The sequence below is a fragment of the Caulobacter sp. FW305-C-30-S16 genome, assembly GCF_058783025.1.
The window spans coordinates 792,188-814,902 of the sequence record NZ_JBYSYH010000001.1 but is presented as its reverse complement, the minus strand read 5'-3'; the positions used below and the strand labels follow the sequence as shown (position 1 = coordinate 814,902).

The 22,715-nt window shown below is 68.9% G+C and carries 22 protein-coding genes, 1 other RNA gene and 1 pseudogene; 6 read left to right on the top strand and 18 right to left on the bottom strand.

Annotated features, from left to right (window positions below):
* Window positions 1-56 precede the first annotated feature (56 nt).
* Complete coding sequence (locus tag AC3WJT_RS03955; RefSeq protein WP_492341762.1) at window positions 57-371, top strand: cell surface protein; 315 nt, start codon at window positions 57-59, stop codon at window positions 369-371.
* Between the two features lie 3 nt (window positions 372-374).
* On the opposite strand, the gene def is transcribed toward AC3WJT_RS03955, so the two are convergent.
* The 6 genes from def to ffs all read right to left on the bottom strand — a co-directional run bounded on the left by def (window position 375) and on the right by ffs (window position 6,018).
* Window positions 375-923: a peptide deformylase gene (gene def, locus AC3WJT_RS03950; protein WP_492341761.1), complete on the bottom strand. Its 549-nt coding sequence runs from the start codon at window positions 921-923 to the stop codon at window positions 375-377.
* A 5-nt stretch (window positions 924-928) separates the two neighbouring features.
* The gene (locus AC3WJT_RS03945) at window positions 929-2,194 is read right to left on the bottom strand and encodes a DNA recombination protein RmuC (protein WP_492341760.1); all 1,266 of its coding nucleotides are present in this window, start codon (window positions 2,192-2,194) and stop codon (window positions 929-931) included.
* A 71-nt stretch (window positions 2,195-2,265) separates the two neighbouring features.
* Entirely contained in the window at window positions 2,266-2,868 is a 603-nt protein-coding gene (gene recR / locus AC3WJT_RS03940) for a recombination mediator RecR (RefSeq protein ID WP_492341759.1), read from the bottom strand.
* 159 nt (window positions 2,869-3,027) lie between these two features.
* On the bottom strand, window positions 3,028-3,825 hold the full coding sequence (locus AC3WJT_RS03935; RefSeq protein ID WP_492341758.1) for an SDR family oxidoreductase: 798 nt from the start codon (window positions 3,823-3,825) through the stop codon (window positions 3,028-3,030).
* Between the two features lie 171 nt (window positions 3,826-3,996).
* Window positions 3,997-5,853 carry a DNA polymerase III subunit gamma/tau gene (locus tag AC3WJT_RS03930; RefSeq protein WP_492341757.1) on the bottom strand — a complete coding sequence of 619 codons (1,857 nt, stop codon included), beginning with the start codon at window positions 5,851-5,853 and terminating at the stop codon, window positions 3,997-3,999.
* A 66-nt stretch (window positions 5,854-5,919) separates the two neighbouring features.
* An RNA gene (ffs, locus tag AC3WJT_RS03925) (signal recognition particle sRNA small type) lies at window positions 5,920-6,018 on the bottom strand.
* Between the two features lie 211 nt (window positions 6,019-6,229).
* On the opposite strand from ffs, the gene nudC reads away from it, so the two are divergent.
* Window positions 6,230-7,162, top strand: a complete 933-nt coding sequence (gene nudC / locus AC3WJT_RS03920) for an NAD(+) diphosphatase (protein WP_492341756.1) — start codon at window positions 6,230-6,232, stop codon at window positions 7,160-7,162.
* A 133-nt stretch (window positions 7,163-7,295) separates the two neighbouring features.
* On the opposite strand, the gene AC3WJT_RS03915 is transcribed toward nudC, so the two are convergent.
* Entirely contained in the window at window positions 7,296-7,736 is a 441-nt protein-coding gene (locus AC3WJT_RS03915) for an MAPEG family protein (protein WP_492341755.1), read from the bottom strand.
* An 86-nt stretch (window positions 7,737-7,822) separates the two neighbouring features.
* Between AC3WJT_RS03915 and AC3WJT_RS03910 the strand changes: the two are divergent.
* A pseudogene (locus AC3WJT_RS03910) lies at window positions 7,823-7,911 on the top strand (hypothetical protein); the annotation flags it as partial.
* Window positions 7,912-7,919: 8 nt separating this feature from the next.
* Here AC3WJT_RS03910 and AC3WJT_RS03905 read toward each other — a convergent pair.
* Together AC3WJT_RS03905 and AC3WJT_RS03900 are read right to left on the bottom strand one after the other, a co-directional pair.
* Window positions 7,920-8,768: a prephenate dehydratase gene (locus AC3WJT_RS03905; protein WP_492341754.1), complete on the bottom strand. Its 849-nt coding sequence runs from the start codon at window positions 8,766-8,768 to the stop codon at window positions 7,920-7,922.
* Entirely contained in the window at window positions 8,765-9,502 is a 738-nt protein-coding gene (locus AC3WJT_RS03900; protein WP_492342367.1) for a 3-deoxy-manno-octulosonate cytidylyltransferase, read from the bottom strand. The genes AC3WJT_RS03905 and AC3WJT_RS03900 overlap by 4 nt, the downstream gene beginning before the upstream one ends.
* A gap of 167 nt (window positions 9,503-9,669) precedes the next feature.
* On the opposite strand from AC3WJT_RS03900, the gene AC3WJT_RS03895 reads away from it, so the two are divergent.
* The gene (locus AC3WJT_RS03895; protein ID WP_492341753.1) at window positions 9,670-10,329 is read left to right on the top strand and encodes a c-type cytochrome; all 660 of its coding nucleotides are present in this window, start codon (window positions 9,670-9,672) and stop codon (window positions 10,327-10,329) included.
* A gap of 21 nt (window positions 10,330-10,350) precedes the next feature.
* Here the strand turns inward: AC3WJT_RS03895 and AC3WJT_RS03890 are convergent, their stop codons facing one another.
* Both AC3WJT_RS03890 and AC3WJT_RS03885 read right to left on the bottom strand, forming a co-directional pair.
* A complete protein-coding gene (locus tag AC3WJT_RS03890; RefSeq protein WP_492341752.1) occupies window positions 10,351-11,559 on the bottom strand; it encodes a BaiN/RdsA family NAD(P)/FAD-dependent oxidoreductase in 1,209 nt (402 codons plus the stop codon).
* Window positions 11,560-11,614: 55 nt separating this feature from the next.
* Complete coding sequence (locus AC3WJT_RS03885) at window positions 11,615-12,115, bottom strand: hypothetical protein (RefSeq protein WP_492341751.1); 501 nt, start codon at window positions 12,113-12,115, stop codon at window positions 11,615-11,617.
* Window positions 12,116-12,260: 145 nt separating this feature from the next.
* On the opposite strand from AC3WJT_RS03885, the gene AC3WJT_RS03880 reads away from it, so the two are divergent.
* The gene (locus tag AC3WJT_RS03880; RefSeq protein ID WP_492341750.1) at window positions 12,261-13,631 is read left to right on the top strand and encodes an MATE family efflux transporter; all 1,371 of its coding nucleotides are present in this window, start codon (window positions 12,261-12,263) and stop codon (window positions 13,629-13,631) included.
* Here AC3WJT_RS03880 and AC3WJT_RS03875 read toward each other — a convergent pair.
* Both AC3WJT_RS03875 and AC3WJT_RS03870 read right to left on the bottom strand, forming a co-directional pair.
* The gene (locus AC3WJT_RS03875) at window positions 13,618-15,414 is read right to left on the bottom strand and encodes a flavin-containing monooxygenase (RefSeq protein ID WP_492341749.1); all 1,797 of its coding nucleotides are present in this window, start codon (window positions 15,412-15,414) and stop codon (window positions 13,618-13,620) included. The genes AC3WJT_RS03880 and AC3WJT_RS03875 overlap by 14 nt on opposite strands.
* 114 nt (window positions 15,415-15,528) lie before the next feature.
* Window positions 15,529-17,133 (bottom strand): GMC family oxidoreductase, encoded by a 1,605-nt coding sequence (locus AC3WJT_RS03870; protein WP_492341748.1) that lies wholly within the window; start codon window positions 17,131-17,133, stop codon window positions 15,529-15,531.
* 157 nt (window positions 17,134-17,290) lie between these two features.
* On the opposite strand from AC3WJT_RS03870, the gene AC3WJT_RS03865 reads away from it, so the two are divergent.
* Window positions 17,291-18,085 (top strand): hypothetical protein, encoded by a 795-nt coding sequence (locus tag AC3WJT_RS03865; protein ID WP_492341747.1) that lies wholly within the window; start codon window positions 17,291-17,293, stop codon window positions 18,083-18,085.
* A 6-nt stretch (window positions 18,086-18,091) separates the two neighbouring features.
* Here the strand turns inward: AC3WJT_RS03865 and AC3WJT_RS03860 are convergent, their stop codons facing one another.
* From AC3WJT_RS03860 to AC3WJT_RS03840, 5 genes are all read right to left on the bottom strand, one after another.
* Window positions 18,092-19,258 carry an acyl-CoA dehydrogenase family protein gene (locus tag AC3WJT_RS03860; protein ID WP_492341746.1) on the bottom strand — a complete coding sequence of 389 codons (1,167 nt, stop codon included), beginning with the start codon at window positions 19,256-19,258 and terminating at the stop codon, window positions 18,092-18,094.
* 9 nt (window positions 19,259-19,267) lie between these two features.
* Window positions 19,268-20,122: a TauD/TfdA dioxygenase family protein gene (locus tag AC3WJT_RS03855; RefSeq protein ID WP_492341745.1), complete on the bottom strand. Its 855-nt coding sequence runs from the start codon at window positions 20,120-20,122 to the stop codon at window positions 19,268-19,270.
* Window positions 20,123-20,305: 183 nt separating this feature from the next.
* Complete coding sequence (locus AC3WJT_RS03850; protein WP_492341744.1) at window positions 20,306-21,136, bottom strand: enoyl-CoA hydratase/isomerase family protein; 831 nt, start codon at window positions 21,134-21,136, stop codon at window positions 20,306-20,308.
* A complete protein-coding gene (locus AC3WJT_RS03845; RefSeq protein WP_492341743.1) occupies window positions 21,133-21,906 on the bottom strand; it encodes an SDR family NAD(P)-dependent oxidoreductase in 774 nt (257 codons plus the stop codon). The genes AC3WJT_RS03850 and AC3WJT_RS03845 overlap by 4 nt, the downstream gene beginning before the upstream one ends.
* 84 nt (window positions 21,907-21,990) lie before the next feature.
* Window positions 21,991-22,611, bottom strand: coding sequence for a glutathione S-transferase family protein (locus AC3WJT_RS03840; protein ID WP_492341742.1), 621 nt, complete (start codon window positions 22,609-22,611; stop codon window positions 21,991-21,993).
* Window positions 22,612-22,715: the final 104 nt, after the last annotated feature.

Below are 22,715 nucleotides of genomic sequence, written 5' to 3'. Positions count from 1 at the left end.
CCGACGCTTCACAGATCGTTGATCGGTGGAACGAAACTCAACAACGGGATTCCGCCATGCGCACACTGCTCATCGTCACGCTCGCCGCCGCCGGCCTCGCCCTCGGCGCCTGCTCGAAGGAAGATCGCGCCGATGTCGGTGAAGGCGCGGCCGCGGTCGGCAGCGAGGTCAAGGAAGCAGCGAAGGAAATCGCGGCCGATCCGGACGTGAAGGACGCCGGCGCGGCGATCGGCAACGCGGGTGCCGAAGCCGCCGATGCGGTCAAGGATGCCGCCGCCGATGTCCAGGACGGCGTCGCTGATGCCTCTGCCGAGGCCAAGCGCGAAGCCGAGGAGCAACGCGCGGCCAGCGGCGACACGAGCCGGAAGTAGGGGTTACGCCGCCCGGGCGGCCTTCTCGACCTTCTTGATCGCCCGTTCGCGCTTCAGGCGTGACAGGTGGTCGATGAACAGCACGCCCTTGAGGTGATCCATCTCGTGCTGGATGCAGACCGCGAACAGGCCGCTTGCGTCCTCGTCGACGGCCTCGCCGGCGTAGTTGAGGTAGCGTATCTTCACCCGGGCCGGGCGCTGGACGTCGTCATAGATCTCCGGAACCGACAGACAGCCCTCCTCGTAGGAGGCGAGGTCCTCGGACGACCAGACGATCTCGGGATTGATGAAGTAGCGCGGGTTGCGCCGCCCCTCGTCATCGCCCTCCTCCGCGCCCTCGCGGTCGCCGAGGTCCATGACGATGATCTGTTTGGGCTCGCCGACCTGCACGGCCGCCAGGCCGATGCCGGGCGCGGCGTACATCGTCTCGAGCATGTCATCCATCAACAGGCGCAGATCGTCGGTCACGCCGCCTTCAACGGGCGTGGAAACCTGCTTGAGCACGGCCATATCGGCGGCGTTGTCGACGGTGAGGATACGGCGGAGGGACATGGTGGTCAGGAGGTAGGGGCGGCGTCCGGAGCCGTCAAGGCGGCGGCGTCCGCGGGCGCAAGCTTGGCAAGGGTCCGGACGGCGGTCTCCACCGGCTCGATCGGCGCGATCTCCTTGCCTTCGTGGTCGACCTTGAGGTCCTCGAAGCGGCGGGCCTGGGTCAGCACCTGTGTCTCCAGCGATCCGACGAACTGGTTGTACCGGGCCACCGCCGTTTCCAGCGCTTTGCCGAGGCCCGCGGCGTGGCCGCCCATCACCGACAGCCGCTTGTAGAGCTCGCGGCCGAGCACGGCGATCTTGTCGGCGTTCGCGGCCTGCTCCTCGACCCGCCAGCCATAGGACACGGCCTTGCACAGGGCGAACAGCGTGGTCGGCGTCACGATCACGACGCGCGAAGCCATGGCCTGGTTCATCAACTCGGGCTCATGGTCGAGGGCGGCGGCCAGGAAGGCGTCGCCCGGCACGAACATCGCGACGAAGTCGGGGCTCGGCTTGAACTGGTCCTGATAGGCCTTGGACGACAGCTGCCGCACGTGGGTTTTCATGCTGACGGCGGTCCGCAGGGACGCGGCCTGGCGCTGGGCGTCCTCGTCGCCGTCGGACGGCTCGCCGAAGGCCAGCGAGACCTTGGCGTCGATCACGAACTTTCCGCCGCCGGGAAGGTGAACGATGAAATCCGGACGCGTCTGGCGGCCTTCTTCATTGGCCTCGGAGCGCTGCTCCTCGAAGTCGAACCGTCCCGCCATCCCCGCGGCCTCAAGCACGTTGCGGCAGGTCTGCTCGCCCCAGCGGCCCCGGCGGCCGGTGTTGCCCTTGAGGGCCTCGGTCAGCCGCCGCGCCTCATCGCGCGTGGCGGTCGAGGCGGTCATCAGCTGCGCCAGCTGTTCGCGCAGGCCGCCGGTCTCCTCGGCGCGGGTCTTTTCGACCGCTGTGACGTGCGCTTCGAACTTGGCAAGGCTCTCGGCGACCGGCTTCAGCTGCGCGGCGAGGCGCTCCTGATGCAGCATCTCGCGATTGCGGAAGGTCTCGTCCGTGCGCTTGAGCAGCGCTTCGGCGGTCGCGGTGGCCGTCTGCTCGGCCTGGGCCCGCAGATAGTCGCCCATGGTCGCCCGCGCGTCCTCCTGCAGACGGGCCCGCTCGACGGCCCCGGCCAGCTCGGTCGCCAGCTTCACCGACTGGCCGCGTTCGCGCAGCCACAGGACCAGCACGCCCAGGAAGGCGATGGCGAATACAGCGGCGGCCAGGACGGCGATGGTTACGGGATCGTTCATGCTCCGTTCCTAGACGGATTCAGCACAGCCGTCATCCCGGGCCTTGTGCGCAGCATGACGGCGAAGGGAACCTACGCCGGCCGCCGGGCGCGCAGCGCCTGGGCGATGGTGCCGTCGTCCAGCCAGTCGAGGTCGCCGCCGACGGGCACGCCGCGCGCCAGCATGGTGACGGGCACCTGGGAGGGGACCAGCCGCTCGGCGAGGTAGTGGGCCGTGGTCTGGCCGTCGACCGTGGCCGGCAGGGCGAGAATCACCTCCCGCACCTCGCCCTGCGAAACCCGGTTCAGCAGCTCGGCGACGCGCAGTTTCTCCGGTCCCATGCCGTCCAGCGCCGACAGCAGTCCGCCGAGGACGTGGTAGCGGCCACGGAAGGCGCTGGCGCGTTCAAGCGCCCAGACCGATCCGACCTCCTCGACCACGCACAGCAACCCGCCGTCGCGGGCGGCGTCAGCGCAGATGGCGCAGGGGTCGGCGGTGTCGAGCGAGCCGCAGGTGGTGCAGGTCCGGACCTTGGCCCGGGCGTCGACCATCGCGTCGGTCAGGGGGTCCAGCAGCTGTTCCCGCCGCTTCAGCAACGCCAGCGCGGCCCGCCGCGCCGACCGGGGCCCCAGCCCCGGCAGCTTGCCCAGCAGGGCGATCAGTCGCTCGATCTCGGGTCCGGCGGTGGCGGCCATGGAGCTGTCTTAGCAGGCTGTCGCGGCGGGGAAAGGGTGCGTGGTTCGAGACGCGATCCCGAGGGATCGCTCCTCACCATGACGAAGACTTTTGCAGCTCAATCCTGTTCGTCATCCTGAGGAGCGAGCCTCAAGCGAGCGTCTCGAAGGACGCAACGCCTACTCCTCGGCGCGATTGAACAGGCCCGCCTGGATCATCTGGTCGCGGACCATTTCCGGCTGGGCGGTCTGCAGCTGATCGAAGGCTTCCAGCTCGCTCGGCACGTACCAGTGGATCTTGTCGGTGTGGTAGGCGGACCAGACGGCCTCGGCCACTTCGCGCGGCGGGGTCAGGCGCCACATGCCTTCGGTGGGGGCGCCCGCCTTCGCCTCATCGGGCAGGATCGGCGTGTCGATCAGACCGGGCAGCGTATCGGCCACACGCACGCCGAACGGCTTGAGCTCCACCGACAGCGCCTCGGTGAAGCCCTTCACCGCGTGCTTGGTCGCCGAGTAGACGGCGATGTTGGCCATGCCGAAAATCGCCGAGCTCGACGAGGTCGAGAAGCACAGCGAATTCGGCGTCGCCTTCAGGAAGGGAATGGCCAGGTTGATGCCGCTGAGCACCGCCACCAGGTTGATGTTGATCACCGCCATGGCGTCTTCCCACGGCATGTCCGCGTAGGGCCCGCCCCGGCCGATGCCGGCGTTGTTGAACATCACGTCCAGCTTGCCGTCTGTCGCGTCGGTGAACTCGGTCAGGGTCGCGCGGTAGGCGTCGCGGTTGGTCACGTCGAGCTCGCGGACCATGCAGTTGTCCCAGCCGAGCTCCTGCTCCAGCGCGCGCAGGCCGTCCTTGTTGACGTCGACGCCGCCGACGTACCAGCCCTTTTCCGCGAACAGCCGGGCCGTCTCCAGCCCCATGCCCGAGGCCGCGCCCGTGATGAAGATCGCCTTGCGGCCGTTGGCTTTGGACATGGTTCAACTCCCTTGATGGTCAGCGCATCTGGCGGCGCGGATCCATGGTGCGTCCTTCGAGACGCTCGCTTGAGGCTCGCTCCTCAGGATGACGACTACGGGGGATCCAATACTGCCCGTCATGCTGAGGAGCGGACTCTCGGGTCCGCGTCTCGAAGCACGCAGGGAGGCTCAGTCCTCCTCGACATCCTCGTCGGGATTGACGCTAACCGCTTCCCCCTGCGGAACCGCAAGCTGCCTGACGCCGAGCAGTTCGGCGCCGGGGAAGGCGTCCATCACCGACATCACGAACGGGTCGGCCAGAATGGCCGCGCGGGCCTCGCCTTCCTCGCGCTTCTGGCGCTCCCAGGCGCTTTCGGCCCCGCCACCGCCGGCGGTGGCCACCAGCCAGGTCTGGCCCGTCCATTCCTTGAGCTTCAACGCCAGACGGCGGGTCAGGTCGGCGGGCGCGCGGGGCGCGGGCTCGAACTCGATGGCCCCGGGCCGGAAGCTGATCGGCCGCACAAACTGCTGCACGTCCATCAGCAGGGTGATGTCGCGCTTGTTCTGGATCAGGGCCAGCACGTCGTCGAAGGACGCGAGGGCGGTGGTCGCCTGGGGCGCGGTCTGCGGCGCGAGCGGGGCGATCCGGGCCTGGGCCGCGAAGGCGCCGGCGGCCTGGGCGGTGGCTCCGCCCCCGCCGCCGGAGGGCGAGACGCCGCTTCCGCCGCCCGGCATCGGCTCGCCGTCACGCAGCGCCTTCAGCGCCTCTTCAGGCCCCGGCAGGTCGGCGGCGTAGCAAAGCCGGATCAGCGCCATCTCGACGGTCGCCGACGGATCAGGCGCGCGGCGCACTTCCTCATAGGCCTTGAGCAGCATCTGCCAGACCCGCGAAAGGGTGCCCGCCGAGGCCGTCGCCCCGATCGCCGCGAGGCGTGCGGCCTGGTCCTTGGGCAGGTGCAGGGCGTCGGGGCCCAGGGCCTTGGCGACGGAGGCGCCGTGATTGTGCTCCAGCAGGTCGAGCATCACCTGGGCCGGATCGACGCCGAAGCCCCAGAGGTCGCGATACTGCTGCAGCGCCGCGGCGGTCTGGCCGCCCATGATCTGCTCGAACAGGGCGATGGTCAGGGCGCGGTCGGCCAGGCCCAGCATGTCGCGCACAATGGCGGCCGATACGACCTGGCCCTTGTCGGCCTGAACGATGGCCTGATCGAGCAGCGACAGGCCGTCGCGCACCGATCCCTCGGCGGCGCGGGAAATCAGGGCCAGGCCTTCGGCGTCGATACGGGCGCCCTCGGCCTCGGCGATCTTGCCCAGGTGCTTGACCAGCACCTCCGGCTCGACCCGGCGCAGATCGAAGCGCTGGCAGCGGCTGAGGATGGTCACCGGCACCTTGCGGATCTCGGTGGTGGCGAAGATGAACTTGGCGTGCGGCGGCGGCTCTTCCAGCGTTTTCAGCAGGGCGTTGAACGCCGCCGTCGAAAGCATGTGCACTTCGTCGATGACGTAGACCTTGTAGCGCGCCTCGGTCGGGGCGTAGCGCACCCCGTCCAGCAGTTCGCGCATCTCGTCGACCTTGGTGCGGCTGGCGGCGTCGAGTTCCAGCACGTCCATGTGCCGCCCCTCGACGATGGCGCGGCAGTGGCGGCCGTCGACGCTGAGGTCGACCGAGGGCTGGTGGACGGTGTCGCTCTCGAAGTTCAGAGCCCGCGCGAGCAGGCGGGCGGTCGTCGTCTTGCCGACGCCACGCACCCCGGTGAGCATGAAGGCGTGGGCGATGCGGCCGCTGGCGAAGGCGTTGGTCAGGGTCCTGACCATGGCCTCCTGGCCGATCAGATCCTCGAAATTGCGCGGGCGGTACTTGCGGGCCAGCACGGTGTAGGCCGCGCCCTGGTCCTGCGGCTCGGCCATCGGCGCTGGAGCGGGCGGCGGTGCGGGTTCAGGGGAAGGTTCCGGCGCGCCGAAGATGTCCGCCGTATCGGGATCGCGCTCGGGGAGCTCCTCGTCCCAGGGCGGCGGCGCTTCAGCGGAGATATCGGAATCGGCCATCGACCCTATGGTCTCACACCCGCTCATCCCCGCGAAGGCGGAGAACAGCAAAAGAACTTATGGGAAGGGTGGAGACCGGACAACGACCCGGAGCAAATCTCGTTGTGGCTGCTGCCTTCCGGCCCTGACCAGGTTGGCGAGGCGTCCGCCCATCGCCGATCTCCAAGGCCTATATCGTGGATCGGAGGGGCGGATGCAACCTTGGGATCCGCAAATCCTCCCCGCCGCGGCGGGGAGGGGAACCATCCGAAGGATGGTGGAGGGGAGTCGGTGCACGGACTCCCCTCCACCGCCTCCGGCGGTCCCCCTCCCCAGCAAGGCTGGGGAGGATGTTCTTGGGTTGCGTCCAGACCTCGTTTGATGGAACGAAGCCGACATGGCCCTTTCAGCGATCTCCAACGTCTTCTCCGGCAACCCCCTGAACCGCGTCAGCGAACGCCGCGGCGACCAGGACTGGCTCGATAGCCTGCTGGCCGATCCCGGCTCGCTGGCGATCCCGCTGTGGAACGGCCAGCCCCTGACCGAGAAGGGCAAGGACGGCGGCGTCCAGCTGGCCTATGTGCCGGCGAAAATGGGGCTGGAGCTGGCCGGCGGCGTCTGGGAGCGGCTGCTGTTCCTCGGCCTGTGGAAGGACACCGCGGTGTTCGCCGTCGACATGGAGGGCGGCCTCGACCCCTGTGACGGACCGCTGGAGGGCGTGGGGCAGTTCAAGGACCTGCGCGCGGTGGCCACCACCCTGCCCGCGGCCGAGGCCGCGATCACGGCGACGGCCAAGGGGATGTTCGAATGGCGCCGCAAGCACCGCCACTGCGCGGCATGCGGCCAGCAGAGCGAGGTCGCCGAGGGCGGCTGGAAGCGCGTCTGCAGCAGCTGCAAGGCAGAGCACTTCCCGCGCACCGACCCGGTGGTGATCATGCTGGCGACGTTCGAGGGCAAGTGCCTGCTGGGCCGCCAGGCGATGTGGCCCAAGGGCATGTACTCGGCGCTGGCCGGCTTCCTCGAGCCCGGCGAGACGATGGAAGAGGCCTGCGCCCGCGAGCTGATGGAAGAGGCGGCGCTGACGGCGACGAAGGTACACTACCACTCGACCCAACCCTGGCCGTACCCCAACTCCCTGATGATCGGCCTGATCGCCGAAGTCGACAGCGCCGACGCCCGGCCGGACCAGACCGAGCTGGAGGCCGTGCGCTGGTTCACGCGCGAGGAAGCCCGCCAGCTGGTCAACGGCGGCTACGACGGCTGCTTCGCCCCGCCCCCGCTCGCCATCGCCCACCAGCTGGTCAAGAGCTGGGCGGAGGGTGAGGACTGATCGCGGGCAGTCCCTGTGTGGTTCGAGACGCTCGCTTGAGGCTCGCTCCTCACCATGACGACCAACGGGAAAACACGCCCCTCTACGTCATCCTGAGGAGCGGACCCTCAGGTCCGCGTCTCGAAGGACGCACCTAGCCTCCGACCACGCCCATCACCACGCACCCGGTCCAGACAATCAGCACGATGGTCGACAGGCTGAACACGAGGAAACGCACGACCACGGCGTTGACGGTGACCTGCACCAGGCTGTGCAGGATGCGCAGACCGACGTAGGCCCAGGCCAGCGCCGCCGTGCAGCCGTTCTGCATGCTCAGCAGATAGGTCAGGAACGCCAGCGCGTAGAAGATCGTCGGCTGTTCCATCAGGTGGTTGTAGTTGTCCGCTGCGGCGCGAACGTCGTCCGGCAGCCCGTTCAGCGAGCCCGGAAACCGCCCGTCCTGCGGCTTGATTCCGGCCTTGCCCATGGCCGGGATGCGCTTTGCGTACATCCACACCCAGATAAGCAGCGACCAGACGATCAGCGCCAGAACCGGCGCCAGGACGGACTGAAGATACGGAATGCCTTGAATCACGGTTGCCTCCCCAGGCGGTTGCTTTTGGGGGAGGCTAGACTGACGCGACCGCTCTGCGAAGGGGAGGGATCAGAGCAATCCATCCCTGTCATCCCGGCCGCAGCGTAGCGAAGAGCCGGGACCCAGCTTCGTCCGGTTCGGTCCCGGATCGTCCCTTCGGGCCGTCCGGGATGACAGGTTGGGTCAGACCCTGTCCCGGAACGGATCGGCCGGGAAGACTCCGAGGATCTCGACCTTCTCGGAGAAGTAGCCCAGCTCCTCGAGCGCCAGGGCGAGGCCCCGGTCCTCCGGCCGGCCGTCGACCTCGGCGTAGAAGAAGGTCGCGGTGAAGGCGCCGCCCTCCATGTAGCTTTCCAGCTTGGTCATGTTCACGCCGTTGGTCGCGAACCCGCCCATGGCCTTGTAGAGGGCCGCCGGGATGTTCTTCACCTTGAAGCAGAAGCTGGTGATGCAGCGGCTGGTGAACGGCGGCGGCGGCGGCGCCTTGTCGGCGGTCATCACCAGAAAGCGGGTAGTGTTGTGCCGCTCGTCCTCGATGTCGCGCATCAGGATGTCGAGGCCGTAGATCTCCGCCGCCAGGGCCGGGGCGATGGCGCCGCGCGTGGGGTCGGGGTGCTGGGCCAGGGCCCGGGCGGCGCCGGCGGTGTCGCCCACGGCCTCCATGGCCACGCCCAGCTTCTTCAGGCTGCCTTTGCACTGGTGCAGGGCGATGGCCATGCTCGAGACGGTCTTAACGTCGGCCAGCCTGCCGCCCTTGTTGACCATCAGCTGGAAGCGGATCGGCTTGAACCGCTCGCCGATGATCTTCAGGCCGGAGCTGGGCAGCAGATGGTGAACGTCGGCGACGCGGCCGGCGATCGAGTTCTCGACCGGGATCATGCCCAGCGCGCAGGCGCCGGATTTCACCGCGTCGAAGGCCTCCTCGAACGTCGGGTAGGGCGCGGCTTCGTGGTCGGGGAAATAGGTCCGGCAGGCCTCGTGGCTGTTGGCGCCGGGTTCGCCCTGGAAGGCGATCTTGGGGAGAACACTCATCGTTCGGCTTTCGCGTAGGCCCGGGCCGCCTCTAGGTCGGCCGGGTTGTCGACGGAGATCGGGGCCTCGTCCGCGACGGCGGCCCAGTACGAAAGGCCCATTTCCAGGCCCCGCAGCTGCTCCAGCTTCTCGCGCCGTTCGAGGGGCGAGGGCGGAGCGGTGTTAAATCGCTCCAGCGCCGCGCGCCGATATCCGTAAATCCCGACGTGCCGCCAGACGGGACCGTCGCCGTAGAGGGTCGATCGGGTGAAGTAGAGCGCCCGGCCGCTGGCGTTGTCGGCCGTCATGGCCAGCACCGCCTTGACTACATCCGGATTGGACCGGTCTTCGGCCGAGGCTTCCGGCGCCACAACGGTGGCCACGTCGCAACCGGGTTCACGCGCCAGCAGGCCGGCGCAGGCGGCGATGATGGAGGCCGGGACGAACGGCATGTCGCCCTGCAGATTGATCACCGCGTCGTGGACGCCGCCCGGATCGAGGGCCTCCAGCGCCGCCTGTATCCGGTCGGACCCGGAGGGCAGCGCGGGATCGGTCAGCACCGCCAGCCCGCCGGCCGCGCGCACGGCGTCGACGATTTCAGGGTCGCCGGCGGCGACCGCGACGGGGCCCACGGCGGCCCGTTCGGCCTGGCGCAGAACGCGGACGATCATCGGCAGGCCGCCAATATCCGCCAGCGGCTTGTCCGGCAGTCGGGTCGCGGCCATGCGGGCCGGAATGAGGACGATCGGGTTCATCAGTCTGGGCATCGATCAATTCGACGGTCCGGACCCCCGGGCCCGTCTTGCGCGAGGGGCGGTAGCGTGTAAGAGAGCCCGGCGCAATAAGGGGCGCGTCGTGGGATTCCCACAGCGCTGATTCTGGCTCGCGGCGCGGGCCGACTTGAGGACTGAGACAGGCGGATATGAGCGATCTTACGTTCAACAAGATCGCCGGCGGTTTGCTGGCGACCGGACTCGTCATTTTCGGCCTGCGCGAGCTGACCACCATCGTGTTCGAGCATCACCAGCCCGAGAAGGCCGGCTATGCCATCGCCGTGGCCGAAGGCCCCGCCGATGGTCCCGCCGCCGAAGTCGCGCCGGACTGGGGCACGGTCATTCCGGTGACCAACCCCGAGGTCGGCAAGGCTGTCGCCGCCAAGTGCGCCTCGTGCCACACCTTCGACGCCGGCGGCGCCAACGGAACCGGTCCGAACCTCTACGGCATTCTCGGCCACAAGCCGGGCGCCCGTCCGGGCTTCGCCTACTCGCCCGGCATGCTCGAATACGCCGCCAGCCACCCGGTCTGGACCTGGGACGAGCTCGACCAGTTCATCAAGGCCCCGCAGAAGCATGTTGCGGGCACCAAGATGGGCTTCGTCGGTCTTAAGAAGCAGGAAGACCGCATCTCGATGCTGGCCTACCTGAACTCGCTCGGCGCGACCCTGCCGCTGCCCGCGCCCAAGCCCGCCGCGGCTCCGGTCGCGGAAGCCCCGGCAGCGGAGGCTCCGGCCGAAGGCGCCGCTCCGGTCGCGGCTGCGGCTGCTCCGGCCGCCGCTCCCGCACCGACGGCTCCCGCCCACTAGGCACCGCTCGAAGCGGGTCTTTCAGGCCCGCTTCAGCCAGTCGATGACACCGGCCGCCGCCGTGGCGCCCGAGGCCATCGACGCCTGTAGAAGATAGCCCCCCGTCGGGGCTTCCCAGTCCAGCATCTCGCCCGCGACGAAGACGCCGGGCAGCGCCTTGAGCATCAGGTCGTGATCGACCTGGTCCAGGGCCACGCCTCCGGCGGAGGAGATGGCCCGGTCCAGACCCTGCACGCCGGTGAGAGTCAGGCGGACCGCCTTGATGCGACGCGCCAGCTTGTCGGCGCCCATGGGCAGGTCGCCCGGAATCTCGCGCAACAGACCGACAGCCACGGGCGACAGGCCGCCAGCCTTGCGCAGCCAGTTGGTCACGCTGTCCTTGCCGCGCGGCCTGGCCAGACGGGCCGCCAGCGCCTCGATGGAAAGGTCGGGACGAAGATCCACGACGAGGGTCGCCGCGCCGTCGCGCCCGATCGCATCCCGCAAGCCCGCCGACAGGGCATAGACCGCCCCGCCCTCGATCCCGTAGCGGGTGACCATCGCCTCGCCGCGCACGCCGGTCTCGCCATGGGTCATGGCGACGGGCTTGAGCGGCTGTCCGGCGAATCGGTCGGCGAAGATCGGCGACCAGGCGTGGTCGAAGCCGACATTCGACGGCCTGAACGGCGCCACGGTCACGCCCTTTGCCGCCAGCCAGGGCGTCCACCGGGCGTCGGATCCCAGACGGGGCCAGCTGCCGCCGCCCACGGCCAGCACGACGGCGTCCGGCCGCTCGAGGCCGGGGTCTGCCGGCGTGTCGAACGTCAGACCGTCCTCGGCGAAGCCGGTCCAGCGGGATCGTGTCCGCAACTCGACGCCCGTCGCCGCAAGCCGGGCCAGCCAGGCCCGCAACAACGGCGACGCCTTCATGGCCCGCGGAAAGACCCGGCCTGACGAGCCGACGAAGGTGGCCTGACCCAGCCCCTCCGCCCAGCCGATCATGTCTGTCGGCGAGAACCGCTCCAGCCATGGCGCGACGACCGCCTTCGCCTCGCCATAGCGATTGAGGAATCCCTCCAGGGGCTCGGTGTGGGTGAGGTTGAGCCCCCCCCGTCCGGCCATCAGCAGCTTTCGCGACGGCGAGGGCATCGCCTCGTGCACCACCACGCCGTGGCCGGCGGCGGCGAGGCGCTCGGCCGCCATCAGGCCGGCGGGTCCGGCTCCCACGATATGGACGATGTGACGGGTCATGCGCCCTTCCTAGACCCCCGACGGCTCTACGGGAACGCTCCTGGCCGGAATGCCTTCAGTTCACCCCGCCGCTGACCGCCGTCGCCGCCGGATCAGCGATCCAGGCCGGCCAGATGTCCAGCGGCCAGCCGGCCTCCGCCTGCAGCCGGTGCATCACCGACAGGGTCTGGCGCAGGGCGGCGACGCTGAGGGTGACGATCCGCGACTCTCCGTCGCCGAAGTCGAAGGTCAGCGTCATCTGCTCGCCCGGCGGGCTGATATGGACGGCGGTGACCAGTCCGGCTGTCATGTCCGGCCCGGGCTGGACGCCCGGCGTCTTGCCGAAGTCCGCCATCGCGGCGGCCTGCTCCCACGACTGGGCCGCCGTTTCCGCCCCGGCCGGCAGCTTCAGGGTGACCACCTGCTGAAGCATCGGCACGAGCGCGGTGACGAGGGCGCGGCAGAGCCGCTGCGTCAGCCACAGGCGCGTGATCCCGCCCGCCAGGTCTTCCGTATCCAGCGCCAGCCGGTCTTCGGCGATGGCGTAGAGCAGGGAGACTTTCCGGATTTCGGCCATGACGTCCTCATGCGGCCGGTCCACTGGCCTCCTGCGCGGACCCTGCCGACCGTCGACCGCGACAGCAAGTCCCGCCGACGCATTTGCGACTGGACCGCTCACCGCCCGCCTATAAAGTAGCAAATCGAAACGCAGGTGGGGAACGATGACGCAGACGACTGGTGGCGCCGCGCCGTCCCACCCCTTGCTTGTCGCGCCGGTCGCGCCGACCCTGGCGAAACTGGCCGCCCCCAACCTGCTGGGCATGCTGGCCACGACAGCCGTTTCGATCGCGGAAACCGCCTACATAGGTCGCCTCGGCGCCGAACCGCTGGCCGCGGCCGCGCTCGTCTTTCCGCTCGTCATGCTGATGGGGATGATGAGCGCCGGCGCCATGGGCGGGGGCGTCTCCTCCGCCGTCAGCCGGGCCCTGGGCGCAGGCGCAACGGAGCGGGCCGAGGCGTTGGCGCGTCATGGCGCGGTCATCGGCCTGGGCCTTGGACTGTTCTTCTCGATCGTCCTGTCACTGTTCGGCCGCGGGATGTTCGCCCTGCTGGGCGGGGATGGCGAGACGCTGCGGCAGGCGGTGATCTATTCGAACATCGTCTTCGCCTTCGCGGCGGCGATCTGGCTGTCGAACATGTTCGCCTCCGTGCTGCGTGGGTCCGGCGACATGGTCGGCCCCTCGGCGACGATGCTGGGCGGCGCGGTGCTTCAGATCGTACTGGGCGGAGCGCTGTGCTTCGGCTGGGGGCCGGCGCCACAACTGGGCATCATCGGGGTCGGCCTGGGCCAGGCGGCGTCCGCCACCTTCATGGCGGTCGTCCTGTTCCTGCTGTTGCGCCGGGGCAAGGCGCGCGTGCGCCTGCACCTGAGCGGCCCGTTCACCCGGGCCCATTTCGACGACATCCTCAAGGTCGGGCTGCCGGCAATGCTGTCGCCGATCCAGACCGTCGGAACCGTGCTGGTGATCACCGCAATCGCCGCGCGGTTCGGCGTCCACACTCTGGCCGGGTACGGCATCGGCTCACGGCTGGAATTCCTGCTGGTGCCGATCGCGTTTTCCGTCGGCGTGGCCTCCCTGCCGATGGTCGGACTGGCCATCGGCGCAGGCGACGTGACGCGCGCGCGCAGGGTGGCCTGGACGGCGGGCGCCATGGCCGGGGTCGCCCTCGGCGTTCTGGGCATGGTGCTGGGCCTGTTTCCGGAAATCTGGGTTTCGATCTTCACCCATGATCCCGAGGTGCGCGCCGCCGGCTCCCTCTACCTGCACTTCGTCGGGCCGTGCTTCGCCTTCTTCGGCCTGAGCCTGGCGCTGTACTTCTCATCACAGGGCGCGGGCAGGATCATGGGGCCGCTGCTGGCGGGCACGGCGCGGCTCGCCGTTGTCGCGATCGGCGGCATCATCCTGGTCAAGACGCAGGCTCCTCCCTGGACGCTGTTCGCCCTGGTCGCCCTGGGCATGGTGGTCATGGGGACGGCGACCGCCGCCGCCGTCGCCCTGACACCGTGGGGGCCGCGGCCTATCCGGATGTGAGCTCCAGGCCCTCGAGAGTCCCGGCCGCCCGCCATTCCTCCATCAGCTTGATGAAGGCGATCGAGCCCTTGCCGTAGGACCCGTTCCGCGCGGCCAGCGCCGAGGGCTTGCCCTCGTTGTTGTAGTAGCCGGGCGTGCATTCCTCCTGGAACTGCTGCCGCATCAGGGCCGAGTCGATGATCGTCTGGACCCAGGCCTCCTCCGCCGCGCGCGACGCCTCGACCGTCCGCGCCTGGCGCTGCTGCGCCTCGGCGATGATCCACGAGGCATGCTGCGCCTGGGCGTTCAGCATGTGCGGATAGTTCACCGAGAAGCCTGACTGGCTGTTGGAGAAAATGAACAGGTTGGGGAAGCCGTGCACGTGCATGCCGTGCAGGGTCGACACGCCGTCCTTCCATTTTTCGGTCAGGGTCAGGCCGCCCCGGCCGACGACCTCGTACCCGGCGCGGCGGGCGTAGCTGGTGCCGACCTCGAAGCCGGTGGCGTAGACGAGGCAGTCGACCTCATAGGCCTTGCCGTCGACCCAGACGGCGTTCTCGCTGATCCGCTCGACGCCCCGCCCCTGGGTGTCGATCAGATGCACGTTCGGCCGATTGAAGGTCGGCAGGTAGTCGTCGTGGAAGCAGGGGCGCTTGCAGAACTGGTTGTACCAGGGCTTCAGCGCCTCGGCCGTGGCCGGATCGCTGATCAGCGCGTCCACCCGGCTGCGGATCTGTTCCATCTTCTTGAAGTCGGCCAGCTGCATCAGCTCCTGCAGGCTGCGCGGCGCTTCGCCGGCGGCCTGGGTCTGGCGGCCGATCAGCAGGATGTTGCGGATGATGTCGGTCCAGCCGTCGCCGACCAGGTCTTCCTTCTCGAACCCGCCCGAGACGAGGTTGTTGAAGTTGTCCATCCGGCGCTGCTGCCAGCCCGGCTCCAGCGACGCGGCCCAGTCCGGATCGGTCGGGCGGTTGTCCCGGACGTCGATCGACGAGGGGGTACGCTGGAAGACGAACAGTTCCTTCGCCGAGGCGCCCAGATGCGGCACGCACTGTACGGCGGTCGCGCCGGTGCCGATGATCCCGACGCGCTTGTCAGCCAGACCCGTCAGGTTCCCGAAGGAATCGCCGCCGGTGTAGTCATAGTCCCAGCGGCTGGTGTGAAAGCTGTGACCCTTGAAGGTCTCCACGCCCGGGATGCCCGGCAGCTTGGGACGGTGCAGCGGGCCGTTGGCCATGCAGACGAAGCGCGCCTTCATGGCGTCGCCGCGATTGGTGCGGATAATCCAGCGCGATGAGGCCTCGTCCCAGTCCATCGCCGTGATCTCGGTCTGGAAGCAGACGTCGCGATAGAGGTCGAAGTGCTCGCCGATGCGTCGGCAGTGGTCGAGGATTTCAGGCGCCCGCGTGTATTTCTCCACCGGCACGTAGCCGAGCTCCTCGAGCAGCGGCAGGTAGATGTAGGATTCCACATCGCAGGCCGCGCCGGGGTAGCGGTTCCAGTACCAGGTGCCGCCGAAGTCGCCGCCCTTCTCGATCATGCGGATATTCTGGACGCCGGCCTCGCGCAGCCGCGCCCCGGCCAGCAGGCCCCCGAAGCCGCCGCCGATCACCACCACCTCGACCTCGTCGGTCAGCGGCGCCCGGGTGAAGCCCGGCTCGACATAGGGGTCGTCGAGGTAGTGGGCGAAGTCGCCCTTGATCTCGCGGTACTGCTCGTTGGCGTCATCGCGCAGCCGCTTGTCGCGCTCTGCCCGATACCGTTCACGCAGCGCCTGCGGGTCGAATCCGAGATCGTCGGCCATGGTCTTCTCCCTGCACGCCCGGACGTCCGTACCGGCGGTTCCAAACAGCTGTTTGGCCGATGCACGCTAGGGAAATCAAGCGTCTCGATTGTGCGAAACGGCGTGGCCACGGCCTCATCGCCGGTCCTCAAGGATCATCCGGGCCGCCTTCTCCGCGATCACCATGGTCGGGGAGTTGGTGTTGCCGGACGTGATGCGCGGCATCACCGACGCGTCGGCGACCCGCAGGCCGGCGATTCCGATGACCCGGAGCCGCGCATCGACCACGGCGGCCGGATCGGACGCCAGGCCCATCCTGGCCGTGCCGACCGGATGGAAGATGGTCGTGCCCAGATCGCGGGCGGCGGCCAGCAGGCCGGCCTCGTCATCGACCGCGAAGCCGGGTTTCATCTCGTCCGGGTGAAAGCGCGCCAGCGGCGGCCGGCCCACGATCCGGCGCACCAGTCGCAGGGAGTCGACCGCCACGCGGGCGTCTTCGTCGGTATCGAGATAGTTGGGCTGGATCACCGGCGGGGCGGCGGGATCGGCGCTGTTGGTATGGATCGAGCCCCGGCTGGTCGGACGCAGATTGCAGACGCTGATCGTGATCGCCGGGAACGGATGCAGCGGATCGCCGAACCGTTCAAGCGACAGCGGCTGGACGTGGAACTGCAGGTTCGGCGTTTCCTGGTCGGGCGACGAACGGGCGAAGGCGCCCATCTGTGACGGCGCCATCGACATCGGCCCGCGGCGCAGGGCGGCGTACTCGAGCGCCATCAGCGGGCGGCGCCAGAACGAGGCGTAGAGGGCGTTCATCGTCGGCACGCCGCGCACCCTGTAGACGGGCCGGATCTGCAGATGGTCCTGCAGGTTCTCGCCCACGCCCGGCGCGTGCCGGACCGGCGCGATGCCGAGGGCCTGAAGTCTGGCGCTGTCGCCGACGCCGGACCGCTCGAGCAGTCCGGGCGAGTTGACCGCCCCGGCCGCCAGCACGACCTCTCCCGAGGCGCGGGCTTCGACCGTCTGGCCGTCCCGGGTCCAGGCGACGCCGACGGCCCGGCCCTTCTCGATCAGCACCCGGTCCACGCGCACGCCAGTCTCGAGCTTCAGGTTGGGCCGTCTGAGCACCGGTTTGAGAAACCCGCGCGCGGCGCTCCAGCGGAGACCGGCCTTCTGGTTCACCTGGAAGTAGCCGCTGCCGGCGTTGTCGCCGCTGTTGAAGTCCGACACCGGCGCCATGCCCTCAAGGGCGGCGGCCTGCGCGAAGGCGTCCAGCACCGCCCAGCGCATGCGCGGGTGCTCGACCCGCCATTCCCCGCCGGAGCGGTGATGCTTCGTAGGCGGTGCGATATGGTCTTCCTGCGCCAGGAACAGCGGCAGCACATCGTCCCAGCCCCAGCCCGTCAGGCCCAGCTGCCGCCAGCCGTCATAGTCTGCCGCCTGGCCGCGCATGTAGATCATCGCATTGATCGCGGATGACCCGCCGATCACCTTGCCGCGCGGGTACTTCAGGCTGCGGCCGTTCAGCCCGGGCACGGCCTGCGTCTCGTACATCCAGTCCGCGCGCGGATTGCCGATCGAGAACAGGTAGCCGACCGGAATGTGGAACCAGATCCAGTCGTCCTTGCCGCCCGCCTCGAGCACCAGCACGCGGTTGCGCGGATCCGCGCTGAGCCGGTTGGCCAACACGCACCCGGCCGAGCCCGCGCCGACGATGATGTAGTCGAAGGTCTGATTCATCCCGTTCCTTTTCCGTCATCCTCGCCCTTGTGGCGAGGACCCCTCGTTCAGTCGCAGCAGCGCCGCCCGGGCCTGACGCTTTCGCGACGACTTGAGAGGGATCCTCGGGACAGGCCCGAGGATGACGGCGGTGGGGGTGTCGGCTAGGCTCCCGGCCATGACCCTCAACCGCACGCTCACCGCCTTCAACACCGCGACCGCCAGCGAGAACCGGATCCATGCTGACGACGTGGCCAGCCGGTTCGGCTTCACCGGCGGACTGGTGCCGGGTGTCGACGTGTTCGCCTACATGGCCCACGCGCCGGTCGCCCTGTGGGGCCGCGACTGGCTGAGCCAGGGGCGCATCCGCGCGAAGTTCGGCAAGCCGGTCTACGACGGCGACGAGACGCGGGTGACGGCGGAAGAACAGCCGGACGGGTCGCTGGCGCTGGCTGTTTCGGCGCGCGGCCTCGACTGCGCGAGCGGCGCCGCCTGGCGCGCCGATGATGCGCCGGTCCCGGCAATCCTGCCGGAAGGAGATCTGCCCCGACCCGAAGACCGCGCCCCGGCGTCGCCGGACAGTCTGCCGGTCGGGCTGGTGCTGGGGACGCTGAAGGAGCTCTATTTCGCCGACGTCGGCCTGTCCCACCTGCAGAACACCCGCGAGGATCCGGACCTGTTCGACGGCGGCAACATCGCCAACCCCGCCTACATGCTGCGTCGCGCCAACTACGTGCTGGCGCAGACCGTGAAGCTGGGCCCCTGGATCCACCTGGAAAGCGACGCGAGACTGCACGGCCTGATCACCGACGGCGAGCAGCTGGAGACCCGGGGCGTCGTCGTTGCCAACGAGGAGAAGAACGGCCACCTGATCGTGACGCTCGACTTCACCGTCTCCAGCCGCGAGCGCCTGGCCATGTCCGGCCGCCACTGGGCGATCTATGCGCCCAGACAGGTGCGGGAGAAGGCGTAGGCGGGACTACCGCTTCAGCCCCAGCTTATCGCGGGCGATGACCCAGCGGTGGACTTCGCTCGGACCGTCGTAGATCCGCATCGTCCTCATCTGGCCGGCCATCATCTGCAGCGGCAGTTCCTTGGTCATGCCCATGGCCCCGAAGGCCTGCATGGCCTGGTCGATGACCTCCCAGCCCAGCTCGGTGCCGAACACCTTGAGCATGGATATCTCGACGCGCACGTCGCGGCCCTGGTCGAGCTTCCAGGCGATGTCGTAGGCCATCAGCCGGGCGGCGTGGATCTTCGTCGAGGCGTCGGCGACCCACCACTGGATAGCCTGGCGGTCGGCGAGTTTGGCGCCGAAGGTTTCGCGCTGGCCGGCGTGCTCGATCATCATGTCCAGCGCGCGCTGGGCCAGGGTGTAGCCCCAGATACCCATCTGCAGCCGCCGGGTCGACAGACGGGTCTGCATCGGGGCGAACCCCTGCCCTTCCTTGCCGAGCAGCTTGGAGGCCGGCACGCGGCAGTCCTCGTAGACCACCTCGTAGGTGACCTGCCCGCCGATCATCGGGATGGCGCGCAGCACGTTGAAGCCGGGCGTGCCCTTGTCGACCAGGAAGGCCGAGATGCCGCCGCGCGCGCCCTTGGCCGGGTCGGTGACCGCCATGGTGACGGTGAAGTCGGCTTCCTTGGCCTTGCTGATCCAGATCTTGCGGCCGTTGATCACCCAGTCATCGCCGTCGCGCACGGCCTTGGTGATCATCCCCGCCGGGTCCGCGCCGGCGCCGGGCTCGGAAATCGCGATCGCGCTGATCGCCTCGCCGGCCACATAGGGCGCCAGATACTGGATCCGCTGCTCGTCGTTGACCGTAGCCATCAGCATACGGAGGTTCGGCGAGTCCGGCGGCAGTACATAGGGCGTGACCGTCTTGCCCATCTCCTCATAGACCCCGACCATCGCGACCATCGGCAGGTCCGCGCCGCCGACATCCTCGGGCGCGTCGAGGCCCCAGAGGCCCAGCTCCTTGCTGACCTTGTCGATCGGCTCGCGTTCGGCGGCGGTCAGGGCGATCGACTCCCCGGCGGCGTCGCGCGCCAGCACGGCGGGCTCCAGGGGGATCAGCTGGTCGCGAACGAACTTCGCGACCAGATCCTTGAGCATCTGGTGCTCTTCGGCGAGTTGGAAATCCAAGTCAGGTCCTCAGGCAAAAACGGGAATGGGCTGTTCGCCCGCAACGGTGGTTCTGTGCATCACCCGGCGGTGGCCGTCATAGCCGCCGGTCGCGTTGTGCAGACAGCAGCGGTTGTCCCACAGGATCAGCATATCGGGCCGCCATTTGTGGCGATAGACGAACCGGTCCTGCAGCATGTGGCGGTAGAGGAAGGACAGCAGGTTCTCGCTCTCCGCCTCGGTCATGCCCGCCACGCCCAGGGTGTAGATCGGGTTGACGAACAGGGCCTTGCGGCCGCTGACCGGATGGATGCGGACCAGCGGGTGTTGCTGCTGACTGTCGGCCTCGACGCAGTTGATGATCTGCATGCTGCGACCGGGCTTTTCGTTCGCGTAGACGCCGTTGGCGCCGTAGGGCCGGGTCGCTGAGTGGATGGTCTGCAGGCCGTCGAGAAAGCCCTGCATCACCGGGCTGAGCGCCTCGTAGGCGCGGCAGCCGTCGGCGAACTCGGTGTCGCCGCCGACCGGTGGAATGACCTTGGAATGGAGAATTGTGGCCGCCGGCGGGGCGGCCTGGAAGCTCCAGTCGCTGTGCCAGGCGCCGCCGAACACGCTGTTGGTCTCGTCCGGCTCGCGGCGGACCTCGAGGATGTGCGGCCGGTCGGCCAGCGGCTTCACGTACGGATCCAGGCCGAAGTCGCCGAACTGCAGCGTGAAGGCTTCGAGCTGGTCATGGTCGAGCGGCTGGTCAGGGAACCAGACCACGCCATGCGCCGCCCAGGCCGCCTTGACCGTCGCCAGCTGGCCTGCGGGCAGCGGCGCGCCGATGTTCAGGCCGGTGATCTCGGCGCCGAAGCCCGAGGCGTTGGGCGTGACCGTGACCATGTGTGCCTCCCCATCTTGTTTTGTCGCACAGTCGGCTCGAAGCGATTGCAGAGCAAGATTGCGTGGTTCGAGACGCTCGGCCGGGGCCTCGCTCCTCACCATGACGATCAGGGGTGAGGGCGCAGGAGCCCGTCATCCTGAGGAGCGAGCCTCAGGCGAGCGTCTCGAAGGACGCACCCAACCCTACCCCTTCGCCTTGCTGTAGTCCGGCTCCCGCTTCTCGAGGAACGCCCGGACTCCCTCGGCGAAGTCGCCATCGCTGCTGGCAAGGATCTGGTTCCGGTCTTCCATGGCGATCGTGGCCTCAAGACCGTTGGCGTCGATGGCGTGGTTCAGCGCCTCCTTGGTCAGGCGCAGGCCGAGCGGCGTCGCGTGCAACATGTCCTTCACGAAGCCGCGGGCCTCGGCCTCAACCTGGTCGGGTGCAACGACACAGCTCGCGAGACCCAGCTGATGGGCGCGGTCGGCGCTGATGAAGCGGCCCGTCAGCATGAACTCGGCCGCCACGGAACTTCCCACCATGCGCGGCAGGAAATAGCTGACCCCGATATCGCAGGCCGACAGGCCGATGCGGATGAAGGCGGCGTTCATGCGCGTCCTCGGGGTGACGATGCGGACATCGCTGGCCAGGGCCAGGGCGAAGCCGCCACCGGCCGCCGCGCCGTCCACGCAGGCGATGATCGGCTGCGGACAACGGCGCATGGCGATGACGATCTCGGCGATGCTGCGCTGGGAATCCAGACCGTCGGCGATGCGACGCTGGCCGTTGCTGTCGCTGCGCTCCTTCAGGTCGAGGCCGGCGCAGAAGGCGGGGCCGGCGCCGGCCAGCACGACCACGCGCACGTCGCGTCGCCAGTAGAGGTTCACGAACAGGTCGCGCAGCTCGGCCGTAAGACGACGGTTGAGGGCGTTCAGGCTGTCGGGGCGGTTCATCGTCACCCAGAGGGCGTCGCCCTCCTGGCGCAGGGCCAGATGCTCATAGGGCTCGGACGCCATGGTGATGGTCACGCTCATCGGGTCTGACCTCCATCGACGGGAACGACGGTCCCGTGAACAAAACTGGCTTTGGGGCTCATGAGGAAGGCGGCGACTGAACCGATCTCCTCGGGCAGGCCGTAGCGTTTCATCGCCACCTCGCGGTCGATCCAGCGCTGCCAGTTGGCCGCGCGCGGGCCGTCCATCCGCTCCTGCCAGGTGCCGCCCGGGAAGATGATGTTGCCAGGCGCGATGGTGTTGACGCGGACACCGCTTGGGCCGGTGATCTTCGCCAGCTCCTTGCCCAGGTGGTTCATTGCCGCCTTGGCGGTGCCGTAGGTCAGGGGCGTGCCCAGGGCGCCCAGGCCCGCAATGGAGCTGATCATCAGCACCGAGCCTTCGCCGCGCGGCCCCATCATGCGGTAGGCCGCCCGCGCCAGCCGCCAGGCGGAGGTCAGGTTCTGGGTGAAGCCGGCGTCCCAGGTCTCGTCATCCACCTCCGCGCCCGGCGGGCACGGATGCAGGCCGACATTGGCGACCGCGCCGTAGATCGCACCCAGCGCGGCTTCGGCGCCGGCCAGGGCTTTCTCGATCACGTCGGTCTGGCGCAGGTCGCCGGCCATGGCCCAGAGGTTGTCGGCGCCGTACTGCGCGGCGAGGCGTGCCCGGGTTTCCTCCAGCGCCTCCGCGCCACGGGCGGTGATGGCGACCTTCGCCCCCTCGGCCAGACAGGCCTCGACGATGCCAAGGCCGATGCCGCGGCTTGCGCCGGCGACAAAGATGGTCCTGCCCTTGAGTCCCAGATCCATGCCGCCGTCTCCCGTGTTTCGTGGTTGGCGGCCATCTGACGCGCGCGACCCAACGTCAGGCAAGGGCGTCGCGGAAGTCGGCCGTCAGTCCACGGGCATGGAGTTCGCCAGCGCACGCCCATACGCCTCGCGGCCCATGGTGCGCTCGAGGTAGGCGGTTTCGGCATCGCCGAGCGTGACCACGCCTTGTCTGCGGCCGAACTCCAGCGCGTAGGTCATCGAGATGTCGGCGGCGGTGAAGGCCTCGCCGGCGATCCAGGTCGACCGTTCGAGCTGCCGCTTCACCAGCAGCAGCCGCTTCTCCGCCCAGAACAGCGCCTGGCGGGCGCCCCAGTTGTCCCGTTCGGCCTCGGGCGCCAGGAACCGGCTGACCACCGGAACCATCATCAGGGTCGCCAGGCCGGCTTCGCCCAGATGCAGGAACTGCTGGTAGGCCGGGAAGGCTGGATCAGCCGCCGCCGGCGCCAGCGGCGTCGGGCCGTAGCGGGCCATGAGGTATTCCATGATGGCGATCGACTCGACCATGGTGACGTCGCCGTCCTGCATCGCCGGGATGTAGTAGGCCGGGTTCACCGCCAGCAGCGCCGCATCCGGGGTCGCGGACAGCATGTCCACCTGCTGCAGGCGGTAGGCGAGGCCCATCTCCTCCATCAGCCAGACGACCCGGAGGGATCGCGAGGTCTGTCCGCCGAATACGGTGATCATGCCGTGATCCTTCCCTGTCGCCGCTCCGGTTCATCGTGCCACGCCGGAAGCGTGAGGCAACATCCTCGACTGTGCTCCGGGCAGCCCGGACAGGTCGGGCCATG

What these genes read in the sequence shown, in the direction of transcription:
- AC3WJT_RS03955 (WP_492341762.1), top strand. Translation starts at nt 57, where the DNA reads ATGCGCACACTGCTCATCGTCACGCTCGCCGCCGCCGGCCTCGCCCTC.
- def (WP_492341761.1), bottom strand. Translation starts at nt 923, where the DNA reads ATGTCCCTCCGCCGTATCCTCACCGTCGACAACGCCGCCGATATGGCC.
- AC3WJT_RS03945 (WP_492341760.1), bottom strand. Translation starts at nt 2,194, where the DNA reads ATGAACGATCCCGTAACCATCGCCGTCCTGGCCGCCGCTGTATTCGCC.
- recR (WP_492341759.1), bottom strand. Translation starts at nt 2,868, where the DNA reads ATGGCCGCCACCGCCGGACCCGAGATCGAGCGACTGATCGCCCTGCTG.
- AC3WJT_RS03935 (WP_492341758.1), bottom strand. Translation starts at nt 3,825, where the DNA reads ATGTCCAAAGCCAACGGCCGCAAGGCGATCTTCATCACGGGCGCGGCC.
- AC3WJT_RS03930 (WP_492341757.1), bottom strand. Translation starts at nt 5,853, where the DNA reads ATGGCCGATTCCGATATCTCCGCTGAAGCGCCGCCGCCCTGGGACGAG.
- nudC (WP_492341756.1), top strand. Translation starts at nt 6,230, where the DNA reads ATGGCCCTTTCAGCGATCTCCAACGTCTTCTCCGGCAACCCCCTGAAC.
- AC3WJT_RS03905 (WP_492341754.1), bottom strand. Translation starts at nt 8,768, where the DNA reads ATGAGTGTTCTCCCCAAGATCGCCTTCCAGGGCGAACCCGGCGCCAAC.
- AC3WJT_RS03900 (WP_492342367.1), bottom strand. Translation starts at nt 9,502, where the DNA reads ATGAACCCGATCGTCCTCATTCCGGCCCGCATGGCCGCGACCCGACTG.
- AC3WJT_RS03895 (WP_492341753.1), top strand. Translation starts at nt 9,670, where the DNA reads ATGAGCGATCTTACGTTCAACAAGATCGCCGGCGGTTTGCTGGCGACC.
- AC3WJT_RS03890 (WP_492341752.1), bottom strand. Translation starts at nt 11,559, where the DNA reads ATGACCCGTCACATCGTCCATATCGTGGGAGCCGGACCCGCCGGCCTG.
- AC3WJT_RS03885 (WP_492341751.1), bottom strand. Translation starts at nt 12,115, where the DNA reads ATGGCCGAAATCCGGAAAGTCTCCCTGCTCTACGCCATCGCCGAAGAC.
- AC3WJT_RS03880 (WP_492341750.1), top strand. Translation starts at nt 12,261, where the DNA reads ATGACGCAGACGACTGGTGGCGCCGCGCCGTCCCACCCCTTGCTTGTC.
- AC3WJT_RS03875 (WP_492341749.1), bottom strand. Translation starts at nt 15,414, where the DNA reads ATGGCCGACGATCTCGGATTCGACCCGCAGGCGCTGCGTGAACGGTAT.
- AC3WJT_RS03870 (WP_492341748.1), bottom strand. Translation starts at nt 17,133, where the DNA reads ATGAATCAGACCTTCGACTACATCATCGTCGGCGCGGGCTCGGCCGGG.
- AC3WJT_RS03865 (WP_492341747.1), top strand. Translation starts at nt 17,291, where the DNA reads ATGACCCTCAACCGCACGCTCACCGCCTTCAACACCGCGACCGCCAGC.
- AC3WJT_RS03855 (WP_492341745.1), bottom strand. Translation starts at nt 20,122, where the DNA reads ATGGTCACGGTCACGCCCAACGCCTCGGGCTTCGGCGCCGAGATCACC.
- AC3WJT_RS03850 (WP_492341744.1), bottom strand. Translation starts at nt 21,136, where the DNA reads ATGAGCGTGACCATCACCATGGCGTCCGAGCCCTATGAGCATCTGGCC.
- AC3WJT_RS03845 (WP_492341743.1), bottom strand. Translation starts at nt 21,906, where the DNA reads ATGGATCTGGGACTCAAGGGCAGGACCATCTTTGTCGCCGGCGCAAGC.
- AC3WJT_RS03840 (WP_492341742.1), bottom strand. Translation starts at nt 22,611, where the DNA reads ATGATCACCGTATTCGGCGGACAGACCTCGCGATCCCTCCGGGTCGTC.